The sequence below is a fragment of the Halomonas mongoliensis genome, from assembly GCF_052496345.1.
The window spans coordinates 188,452-200,246 of the sequence record NZ_CP199288.1 but is presented as its reverse complement, the minus strand read 5'-3'; the positions used below and the strand labels follow the sequence as shown (position 1 = coordinate 200,246).

General features: G+C 55.8%; 6 protein-coding genes. All 6 read left to right on the top strand.

The window, feature by feature from the left end; translation table 11 throughout:
* Positions 1-404 precede the first annotated feature (404 nt).
* The gene (gene glmS / locus ACRYRV_RS00955) at positions 405-2,279 is read left to right on the top strand and encodes a glutamine--fructose-6-phosphate transaminase (isomerizing) (protein WP_445005974.1); all 1,875 of its coding nucleotides are present in this window, start codon (positions 405-407) and stop codon (positions 2,277-2,279) included.
* A gap of 40 nt (positions 2,280-2,319) precedes the next feature.
* Entirely contained in the window at positions 2,320-3,597 is a 1,278-nt protein-coding gene (tviB, locus tag ACRYRV_RS00950; RefSeq protein WP_445005973.1) for a Vi polysaccharide biosynthesis UDP-N-acetylglucosamine C-6 dehydrogenase TviB, read from the top strand.
* Between the two features lie 282 nt (positions 3,598-3,879).
* Positions 3,880-5,256 (top strand): hypothetical protein, encoded by a 1,377-nt coding sequence (locus ACRYRV_RS00945; protein ID WP_445005972.1) that lies wholly within the window; start codon positions 3,880-3,882, stop codon positions 5,254-5,256.
* Between the two features lie 214 nt (positions 5,257-5,470).
* Positions 5,471-8,761: a glycosyltransferase gene (locus ACRYRV_RS00940; RefSeq protein ID WP_445005971.1), complete on the top strand. Its 3,291-nt coding sequence runs from the start codon at positions 5,471-5,473 to the stop codon at positions 8,759-8,761.
* Positions 8,762-8,786: 25 nt separating this feature from the next.
* Positions 8,787-9,986 (top strand): glycosyltransferase, encoded by a 1,200-nt coding sequence (locus ACRYRV_RS00935; protein WP_445005970.1) that lies wholly within the window; start codon positions 8,787-8,789, stop codon positions 9,984-9,986.
* Between the two features lies 1 nt (position 9,987).
* Positions 9,988-11,790: a hypothetical protein gene (locus ACRYRV_RS00930; protein WP_445005969.1), complete on the top strand. Its 1,803-nt coding sequence runs from the start codon at positions 9,988-9,990 to the stop codon at positions 11,788-11,790.
* The last annotated feature ends 5 nt before the right edge of the window (positions 11,791-11,795 follow it).

Genomic DNA, 11,795 nt, shown 5'->3' with positions numbered 1-11,795 from the left:
GGCCTCCCCAGCGGCGGGGCAGGGGGTTGGGGTGCTGTGGGAGGCCGGCTCCGCCGGGCGAAAGGAGGCCGAAGGCCTCCCCAGCGGCGCCACCAGCACAGGCCCCACCCCCTATCACCCCCATAGCCAAAATTCCCTTGTCTGTAGAGCCCCGCCAGCGCCTCGCGTAGAATAGATGGCCTAACGATACCTACAACACACCGCAGGGATGCTGGCTCACGCCCAGCAGGAGAGCAGGCAAGGGACCAATGCCACCCACCGCTATCATCAGAGAACCCTGATGGTCTCCTGACGCACGCCAGCGTTTCGCATCGAATCGATCAAGGGCATGGGAATGCGTCCGGTGAAATCCCCGGGCGGTAGCGTGCCTGCCTTCCTGTTATATCAATAAGTCATGGATTGCTATGTGTGGAATTGTCGGCGCAGCGAGCCTGCGCAACGTTACTCCCATCCTGCTGGAAGGCCTTAAGCGACTTGAGTACCGCGGCTATGACTCCTCCGGCCTGGCCCTGCTGAGCGACGGTCAGCTGCAGCGCGAACGGGAAATCGGTAGGGTCGCTGCCCTCGAAAGTCTGCTGGACAAGCGAGCCCTCAAGGGCAATCTGGGCATCGCACATACCCGCTGGGCCACCCATGGCAAGCCCAGCAAGTTGAATGCCCACCCCCATCTCTCCAGTGCCTCGGTGGCCGTGGTGCACAACGGGATCATCGAGAACCATGAGCCCTTGCGCCGCGAACTGAAGGAGATGGGCTACCGATTCCATTCCGAGACGGACACAGAAGTGATCGCCCACCTCTTCGATCACAGCTATCGACAGGCATCAGGGGAGGCGTCTTCTGCTCGGCTGCTGAAGGCATTTCGTCACACCCTGATGCGACTGAACGGCGCCTACGCGCTGGGTATCATCCATATCGAACACCCTGACAGGTTACTCTGTGCCCGCATGGGCAGTCCGCTGGTGATCGGGGAGGGCAGTGAAGAGCACTTCATCGCCTCCGACCCGCTGGCGCTGCTGCAGGTGACCGATAGCTTTATCTATCTGGAAGAGGGCGATTACGGCATCCTGACTCGAGATGCCGTCGACCTCTACGAGATGGAGGGGCCTGATCCCACTGAGTCAGAGCCGGTCACCCGTCCCATTGTCCGCTACGAGCATGGCGACCAGGTGGCCGAGAAGGGCGACTACCGCCACTTCATGCTCAAGGAGATCCACGAGCAGCCCCAGGCGTTGAAGGCTACCCTGGAAGGTAAGGTCTCAGATGAGGGCCACCTTCTGACCTCGATTCTGGGCCCCGAGGCGGAAACGCTGCTGGCGAACACTCGACAGATCCAGATCGTTTCCTGCGGTACCAGCTACCACGCTGGCTTGGTGGCCCGTTACTGGATCGAGAGCATCGCGGGGCTTCCTTGCTCGGTGGAAGTGGCCAGCGAGTTCCGTTACCGCGAGGTGGTGGTACCCGACGATACCCTGTTCGTGGCCATCTCCCAGTCCGGGGAAACTGCCGATACCCTCGCGGCGTTGCGCTTTGCCAAGAACGCCGGCTACCTGGCAACCCTAGCGATTTGTAACGTCCCCGGCAGCTCCTTGGTGCGCGAATCCTCGCTTCGCCTGATGACCAATGCCGGGCCGGAAATCGGCGTGGCCTCCACCAAGGCCTTTACTACCCAGTTGTTGGCACTGCTGTGGTTGACGGCCGCCTTGGCTTCATCGCGCCGGTCTGGGCCTAACACGTTGTCGACATCAGGTCTGGTAGAGGAAATGCGCGCGATGCCGCGGCTGGTCGAGCAGGTGCTGGAGCTGGAGCCTGCCATAGCCCAACTCGCCACACGTTTTGCCGACAAGCACCATACCCTTTTCCTCGGGCGAGGTCCGCACTACCCGGTGGCAATGGAAGGGGCACTCAAGCTCAAGGAGATCTCCTACATTCACGCCGAGGCCTATGCCGCTGGGGAACTCAAACACGGTCCCCTGGCGCTGGTGGATGATGATATGCCGGTGGTGACGGTAGCGCCGAGCGATGACCTGCTGGAAAAGCTCAAGAGCAACCTGCAGGAAGTTCGCGCCCGCGGTGGTCAACTGATCAATTTTGTCTGCGAGCAAGCGGGCCTGGAAAGCGGTGAGGGCATCACCAACTTGGTACTGCCCAAGGTGAGCGACATCTTAGCGCCGATCCTCTTCAGCGTGCCGCTGCAGCTGCTCTCCTACCACGTGGCTCTGGTCAAGGGCACGGACGTGGACAAACCGCGTAATCTCGCCAAGTCGGTGACGGTGGAATAATCCGCCGCCAGAGAATATAGTAATACTTAGGTGTGAAAAAATGCTGAAACTTGAAGATGTGAAGCTTGGAGTGATCGGGCTCGGCTATGTAGGTTTGCCCTTGGCCGTTGAGTTTGGCAAGGTATTTCCGACAGTAGGCTATGATATCAATAAAAAACGAATTTACGAACTAAGCAATGGCGTTGATCATACATTGGAAGTTGAGCCAGAGCTGCTGAAATCATCTAATCATCTAAGCTTCTCATGTGATCTTGCGGAGCTGCAGCACTGTAATACTTATATCGTGACGGTCCCTACACCAATCGATAGTAGTGCAAGGCCCGACCTGACGCCCCTTATCAGGGCAAGTGAGGCTCTTGGCAAGGTCATCACCAAGGGTGATGTTGTTATTTATGAGTCTACTGTCTACCCTGGCGCTACTGAAGAAGATTGCATTCCGATAATCGAGAAGGTTTCTGGGTTGACTTTCAATCAGGACTTCTTTGCAGGATATAGCCCCGAGCGTATCAACCCTGGTGATAAGGAACATCGTGTCACGACAATCATGAAAGTCACTTCTGGATCGACCCCAGAAGCTGCAGACTTCGTGGATGCGTTGTACCAGAAGGTGATTTTCGCGGGAACCCACAAGGCAAGCTCAATCAAGGTTGCCGAGGCCGCTAAGGTGATCGAGAACACTCAGCGTGACCTGAATATCGCTCTTGTCAATGAGCTATCTATTATATTCAACCGCCTGGGAATCGATACTGAAGAGGTGCTTGAAGCGGCTGGTACAAAGTGGAATTTTTTGCCATTTCGCCCTGGCCTTGTAGGTGGCCACTGCATTGGTGTAGACCCCTATTACTTGACCCATAAAGCTGAGCAGGTTGGCTACCACCCTCAGGTAATCCTGGCGGGACGTAGAGTCAACGACGGCATGGGGGCGTACGTTGCCGGGCAACTTGTCAAGAAGATGATCAAGGAGCGAATCCACGTAGAGGGTGCGCGGGTTCTGATCATGGGGCTGGCTTTCAAGGAGAACTGCCCAGACCTGCGCAATACCAAGGTGGTAGATATTATCCATGAACTCTCTGACTTTAACGTAGAGGTGGATGTATATGACCCTCACGTGAGTAAGGATGAAGCAGGGCTTGAATATGGTGTTAGCCTCATTGATATGCCCGCTCAGGAAGCATACGACGCGATCGTGCTGGCGGTGGCACATGACGAATTTCGTGAAATGGGGGGCAAGATGATTCGCCGCTGGGGCAAGCCCGTGCACATCCTTTATGACTTGAAGTGTATTTTCTCAAAGTTTGAGGTTGAGCTACGTCTATAAAATTTCAAATTGTTAGACGTGCGATTTGATATAGGGTGTATGCATCCCCTCGCTGGTTTTTAGGGCGCCTCAGGGGCAGCTGGAATATAAAAGTATCATTCTATAAGCACACAAAGGAAGAGCTTGCGTGCAGTGATTGTGGGTCTTACTTAAATTATACCGTATAAGCATAGGATGCCGGGTGGTCAATCACACGAGACCCGGCACTTACAGACGACTTGATCATCCGAGCACCTGTGCGGTACCCGATGTCTGACAGTATGCCTTCCTTAAGGGGCTGATATGCGTATTTTTGTTAATTTTTTTTTGCAGGCATATAAGAAAGCCATGTTTCTTTTTGGTAGGACATGCTGGAGCAAAGAAAATAAATTAAAAAAGGCTGTCGATAGCAGAGATGCGGCTTTAATTCTGTGTTGCTATAGTAAAAGTAAAGGTAGTATAAATTTTAATAATCTGAGAGAGGTTGATTTCCAATATTTATGCGAAGCACTTCTAAAGAAAAATAAACTCAAATGTTTTTATGATGTTATCCGTGACGGCTTTCAGTTTTTTCCAAACTCTCTCCCGTTGTTAAACTTACAGTCTTTGGCCTTGAGGAGAGAGGGGAGGTATAATGAGTCAATAAAAACTATCGAAAAGATAATCCATATCAAAAAAACTAAAGGAGAGGATGCAAGTAAATATGTTTGCCGTCTTGACGGCATAAAGTCAAAGATTAAGACAGAATGCTGCTGCGAAGTCGTGTATTCCAACAAAAACTATTTAATTAAGCATGTGAGTCATGTTAATAGCAGTCCTGATATTTTGTTTGTGACATTTTGGGGCGGGGGGCATGATCCTGATCCCAGCTTACCATTAAAGTCATATATGCTTAATAGGAAAGGATATGCTGAAAAGTTTGTCATTGGTAGCGGATATGATCTGTTGGCAGTGAATGTGGGTAATTATAATTTCTATCAAGACTTTGGGAAAAGTGAATTCGATTCTGCTACGCAGCACATACTCGGTAAATATAAGCATGTTTATATGTATGGTGGGAGTGGCGGTGGTTATGCAGCATTGTATTATTCAATAGGGAATAACGCCGTCCCGATTGTTTTCTCACCTAGAGTTCGCATTGATCCTAGCACAGGTCTTTTAACAAAAAATAATAATGTAGGTTTTCAACACAAGTTTCTTGATGAGTTTATTTCTGAAAATAAAGCTTTTGTTTTCTATGATCCGCACACCATTCCAGACCGTAAGTTTGTTGAGCATCGCGTTGTGCCAGCCTTTCCGAATGCAGAGTTCATTGCCCTCCCTTTTTCTGGTCACGGTGCTTTTTTTCTTTCTGAAATAAAGGCTCTTAAAGAAATTGTTATGAGAATAATAAGTGCGGGTGGCTTCAATCAGAGTGACTACTATAATATTTTTTCACATAGACGGCGCGAATCTTTGATCTATCACTACCACATGGTCAGTAAGTTGATATCTTCAAATAAAACGAATTCGGCTTTAGTTGTGGCTTGTCGAGCGCTAGCTATGAAAAAAGATAGAGAAATAAGATACGGCAAGAAAGATATTTATAAAATCATGTTAAAGAAGCTTGAAAGGGAGGGGGATTGCCTTGGAGTTAAAAGGTTGAACAATTCATTTAAAGCTAGCCAGTCGGTTAGTTAGCCTACATAACCACGGATAATTCATGAGGGTGCGGCTCGAGTGTAAATGAGGCCATTTTGTCTCTGCCGAGCGATTCAAGCTGCTGCTCTTGTTATATGCGGCCAGGCTGCCAGTCATTACTTTCAGTGCTCAGGGAATGGCGGTTCAAGCGCAGCGAGTCAGTACCCAAGTGCGTTGTAGGTCACACGGGGCTCACAGTTTAGGAAGTAGCTACATGGATCATGATTCAGAAAAATATATCATAAAAAAAATCGCTTCAATACTGGAGCAGAGGCTGAAGAGGCTGGAAGCCGATCTGGCGCAGGATTGGACCTATCGCCAGCTCCTCGCCGACAAGGTATTCGGCGATCTTGAACCGCTTCAGGCGCTGGCTGGCTGGGCGGTGGCCCCTGAGATGGCGTGGTGGCTCTATCGCCAGGTCATTGAGAATCGATACCGGACCCTGGTCGAGCTGGGGTCCGGCTTCTCGACGCTGGTGTTGGGCGAGGCCCTCAAGAAGACCGGGTCGGGAAGGCTTTTCTCCTTTGAGCATGATCATGACTACTACCTGAAGATGCGCTCCATGCTGGAGGAGAGGGGGCTAGAGGAGGTCGTGTGTCTCGTCCACGCGCCGCTGGGCGTCAGGAAAATGGGCGATGAGCAGTATCTCTGGTACGACCTCGACGAGGCTGAACTCGAAAAGGCTTTTGCCGGGGCAAGAATTGACTTCCTGCTGGTGGATGGCCCGCCCGCCGCTACACAGTCACAGGCCCGCTATCCTGCTTATCCCGTCTTTACGCCCTATCTGCATGACCACGCGGTCGTCCTCCTGGACGATGGGGCGCGAGCCGATGAGATGGCTATCATCGAGCGCTGGCTCGGCGACGACGCGAAGCGCCATGGCCTGGTGGTGATGAGCGATATGCGTCATACGCCAGTGCGCTTCGTGCATGGCGTCGCTGCTGCCAAGGTATATGAGGCGAAAGCTCCGCTGGAGCGGACGGTCAGCCGTGATGTGTCGAGTCGTAGCCTGAGCAAGGCGGTCGACGAGACGGCCCTGCACCGGGCGCTCGAGGAGAACGCGAAGCTCGAATCCCGGATCGACCGGCTCAAGCTGGAGGTGGCTGAGCTACGCAGGCGAGAGGCGGCAGTGTCCAAGAGCCTGAGATTCCAGCTGGTCGATATGCTGGCCAAGGATATTCGACAGCCTCGGCGCTGGCCCGGCATGCCTGCCCGGCTCTACCGAGTGATCAGGGAAAAAAAGGACCAGGGAAAGGAGGGGGCTTTTTCCAAGAAGCCGCGTAACACTCTGTGGAGCGCCTGGGAGGTGGAGACGCGCGAAGGTATCGAGGCGGCGATCGCCTTCGCGGAAAGAAACGCCGATGCCCGGGAAAAGCCGGGCATTCATCTGCTCAGGGCTAACCGAGATGTGGCCGACGATCAGGCGTGGCTAGCTAACGTGAATGCCTATATCGGCCAGTTCGACGTGGCGCCGATAGAGTTCAAGGATATCGGAAAGTCCCGTTTCTTTCGATTAAGCACGGCACCACTAGCCTCAATCGAGAGCGAGACTAGGGTGAGTGTGATCATGCCCGCCTACAATGCGCAGGAGACGCTGGAGTTCGCGGCCTTGTCGATCTTAGCGCAAACTTGGCGAAACATCGAGTTGATCATTGTCAATGATGCCAGCACCGATGGCACGCTAGAGATCTGCCGCAAGCTCGAGCGGCGTGACGACCGGGTCAGAGTAATTAATAATGTTAACAACGTGGGGCCCTACGTCTCAAAGAATCTCGCCCTGCGCCTAGCAAGCGGGGATTACATTACCGGTCACGATGCCGACGACTGGGCGCATCCACAGCGCATCGAGGTTCAGGTTGCCAGGATCATGGATCGCAAGGTCTCCATCGCCGGCATGTTGCGGTTGGATGCGGAGGGGCGGATCACCCGCTTCAGCAAGCGGGTCGCCAACAGCTACGATGGTGTACTGGCCGGGGCCTTTATTTCCGCAATCTTCGAGAGAACGTTTCTGCTCGAGGTCTTGGGGGGATGGACCGCTGTGCGCTTCGCCGGGGATAGCGAACTGATACACCGTGCGGAAAGGTACCTTGGGGGTAGCATCCCGAGAGACTTCATTCCTGCTATGTTCTGCCTGGATGCCCCGGAAGGCTTGACGAATCACACCGAGCATGGATATTCGCCCGAGAGGGGGCTCTCGGAGGTTAGGAAAGCATTCCGTGACGCCTTCAAGGCGTGGCATGTGTCGCTGCCTGCCGACGACCTCTACTTGGATCCATGGCAAGCGGTCTATCCGTTCTCAGTGCCGGAGGCGATGCGAGTGCCTTATGAAGTCAGGCAACAGAACCTGTCGCACTCGGGCCTCGAGACATGCGTGATGGGGCATGCCTGCATCATCACGGACCTGAGGTTCCCTGGCGGGAATGCCTCCTCCACGCTCGCCGAGTACCATCAGCTCAAGAACCAGGGCTTTGATGTCAAGCTGCTGCATCTACCGTCGAATATCAGCGCGGGGAAGGCGATAGCGAACCGCTACCGAGAGGTGCTTGACGACGTGATTTTCTTCCACTCTGTTGATCGGGTGGACGCCGAATTCGTTATTATTCGTCATCCCCAGGTGGTATGCAGCCGGCGATTTCACTGTTTTGCCGAAAAGGTCGAGAGCGATAACGTGATCATTGTCGTCAACAATTCGATCCGGCGATCATCGGGTGAAAGCGTCTATGAGGCTGAGCAGTTCCGTGAAGCTGTGACGGTCCTGCCTGGCTGCAACGTGGGGGTGTATGCCATCGGGCCGCGGATTATGCACGAGCTTCCGCAGATCGGCCTTCCTGAATCCATGATGGGCCAGTTGCTATGGACGCCTACTTTCGATGTAAAGGAGTACCCCTTCTCGCCCAGGTCAAAGATGACACCTCCCATCGTCATCGGCCGACACGGCAGGGACAGCCAGGAGAAGTGGCCCGATTCAAGAGCCGAGCTTCTTGATGTCTACCCCGAAGATGATGCGTATCGGGTCGAGATTCTGGGCGGTGCCAAGCGGGCGGTCCAGATGTTGGGCCGATGCCCCGACAACTGGGTCGTCCACGATTTTGGCGCCCTGCATCCCGCTGACTATCTCGCCTCTTTGAATGCCTTCATCTACTTCCCCAGCGAGAACCTGGTCGAGGCCTTCGGCAGGACAGTGGTAGAGGCCATGCTGTCCGGCGTTCCTGTTATTCTGCCGCGTACTTTTGAAGAGACCTTCGGTGACCTCGCCTTCTACACGGCACCGTCCGGCGTCAAGGCGGTGATCGCGAGGCTGGCTGAGGACGATGAGGCGCGGATTAGCTTCCTGACGGCGGTTAGGTCGGTGGTCGAGCGCCGCTACTCCCATGAGGCCACCCAGAGCCGCCTGGCCTATCACCGTGACGGTGCTCGCGCTGAAAGTGGCGCACTGCATTTGGGCGATCTCGAAGAGCCTCAGCACCGCTTCAAGCGATGGGTAGAAACGGGAGAGGCGAGTTGATGCGCCATGGCATGGATGACTCTGTATGATCGACAGCGTGAAACACAGGGCTAGGGAGCTTTTAAAGGAGCTGTGGATTTTGGTGCCCAGTCTTCGTGCCCTGCGCTACTGGAATCGGGAAAAGGTTTATCTGTTCCTGCCTATCAATGGTGTCGGCCTTGGGCATCTTACCCGCTGCCTGGCTATCGCGCGGCGTATCAGGCAGCGTGACCCCGATGCCACCATTGTGTTCGTGACCACCAGTATCGCACTGCCCCTCGTGCATCGCGCCGGTTTTATCTGTCATCACATTCCGCCTGCGGCCTTGGCGGGCCGCAGTGTGAGTCAGGCGGACTGGAACCGGCTGTTCAGCAAAAGCCTGGAAGAGGTGATCCAGCTGTATCGGCCATCCTGCTTCGTCTTCGATGGCAGCTTTCCCTATGTGGGACTGAGGAGAGTGCTCAGGCGCTATCGGGGAAGGATCGAGCGGGTATGGGTGAAACGAGGGCTAAACAAGGCCGCGGCCAAGGGGGAAGAGGCTGGCATCTACACGTCGCGGTTCGACAGGGTGATCTCCCCTCAGGAGATTTCGGCGCAGGTTGACATCGCCGTTGGGGATGACGCGGTTCAGTTTGCTGTCAACCCCGTCTATCTGCTGGACCGGGAGGAGCTGCTGGAGCGAGGGCAGGCCCGGCACTTGCTTTCTCTCGACGCCGAGCGGCCCTGTGCCTATGTGCAGCTGGGGGCCGGCAACATCAACGAGGTTGAAGATCTCCAGGGCCAGGTGATCCGGGCGCTTAAGCGCTGGGGCTTTCTGGTCGTGGTGGCTCGCTCTCCGATCGCACTTCAGGATAGCGGGCCTACGGGCGCCGACCGGGTCATCATGGACTATCCCAACAGCCGCTACTACGAAGCCTTCGACCTGGCCGTCATGGCAGGGGGCTACAACTCGGTGTGCGAAGCGGTGGTCTATGGCGTACCCACGATCTTCATACCCAACGTGTCGACAGGTTCCGACGACCAGCTGAAACGCGTCAATCAGGTGAGGAGGAAAGGCTACTATGAGGTGATGACGGCCTACGATGATAAGCGCTTCTTGTCACTGGTTGATGGGCTGATGGCGTCGGAGCGCCTGCCCCGAGGTGCCACCCTGACAGGCGAGAATGGTGCCGTTCAGGCGGCCGCCCTTATCGCTCCCCTTGCTAGGGGCGAGGCGCACATGATTGAAACAGGACGGGTGGAGTAGGATGTCGGTACTGCAGCTGTTTTATGACTATGCGCGATGGAGCGGATCCGTCTATCGTAAGCTGTTCACCATTGTTCCCTGGCGCACTTCAGGCGTGGCCATCTTCTCTCTGTTCAGCCAGTTCGCCCTGCTCTTGGCTTTTTTCCTGCCACTCAAGGTCATCATCCTTATCGGCTCCACGGGAATCCCCAGGTACTTCCCCCAGTCGTGGGCGAGCCTTGACAGGGACTTACTGGTGATCATGCTGAGCGCCTCGGCGGTGGCCTTTTACCTGCTCCACCTGGTGGCCGAGCGGTGCGTCGATATCTTTGCGGACAGCGGGGCCCGAACGCTGGTGGCCAGAAGCCGGAAGATGACACTCTTCGCTGGCCAGGAGGAGTTTGCCAAGCGCGTCTATCAGCGCATGTCGCGCATCCTGGCGGCCGGTTGCTTTCTGGTACTGGTTGCGGTGTTCTTCGTGCTGTTCTACCCCTATCTCTTCTTCGTACTGGCGGGCTACCTGTCGCTGTCGCTGCTGCTGATCTCCCTGGCAGCAGCGCTGAGTGACGGGGTCAATCGCCTCCTTGTCGAGCAGACCAAGCTCTTCATCCAGACGGCGTCAGGCATCGGCTTCCTGTGCCTCTTCGTTTTCATGGTGGCCGACTTCGTGCTGTGGCAGGGCGTGGGGTTCATGGTGGCCATCATCAGCCTGCTGCTCTCTCGCCAGCTGTTGCAGAAGCTGGTAGGGGCCTTGGTCGATGGTATCTCGCTGTACCAGAAACGCTTGAAGATCAATGCCCTGTTCTTTCATGGCCATGCGCTCTCCCACACCGCAACGGTGGACTCCGGCAGCTCGATATGGCGACTCCTCGATCGGGATATCCAGCAGCAGGAGGTGACCCGCTTCCTTGTAGAAGACGGTCGGGACACCTCCAACCCCGTCATCGCGGCCATGGCCTGGCAGGAGCAGGACCAGCAGGGCGTGCTCTGTTTCAATGTCGAGGTCCAGTATGAGGCGACTAATGGGAAGGAAAGTCGAGAGCACTATCTGCTGAAGATCTATGACTCCGGCAAGCATAGTCTGGCCCGCCGGGAAAAGGAGTTGCTGCAAAGCCAGCTTGCGCCGCCGCCGCCCAGCCTGGAGGTCGTCGCCCTAGGCGATATACTCGGATATGCGGCGATTGCCTACCGTCTGGATGGGGCCAGGAAGGTACCATCGAAGGAGTCGAGCGAGGCGAGGCTGGAGTTCACAGCGAGCTGCTGGTCCTCGAGGCCGTCTGCCTCGACCCTGGACCGCTACGCCAGGTCGCATCCGCTGCTGGCCGCACGACTCTACGAGCAGACCCTGGAGCGACTCGAGGCCATCGCCCTGAACGGCAGAGGCCTCGACGACGTTTACCGCCTGCGCCAGGAGTTCGATAGGATCAAGGGGATACTAGATGGTTTGCCGTGCTGTCTCGTGAGCAAGTCGGTATCGCGCCATGCGCTGCTCAGGACACGTGAGGGCGACGTGGTGGGGATCGACTGGGCCAACTGGGCTCTGGAGCCGGTGGGCTTCGGCCTTCCCGTTGCCGACAGAGTCCTCGAGCGTCTCCCGGCCCTATTGGAACGGGCGGCCATCGCCAATCCTGAGCTGGTGGATATCGACCCGCAGCGGGTCATGCTGGCGGCGTACATGGCGCACTGGGAGCGGCTGTGCCTACGCCAGCAGTATGCGCAGGCCATTCGCCTGATCCCGGCGATGCTCTCCTGCCTAGGGGCGGAAGAAACATCGCGTGATGATGCCTCCGGGCAGCCTTCAGCCAGTCTTCTGGACGGGGGATAGCCGCT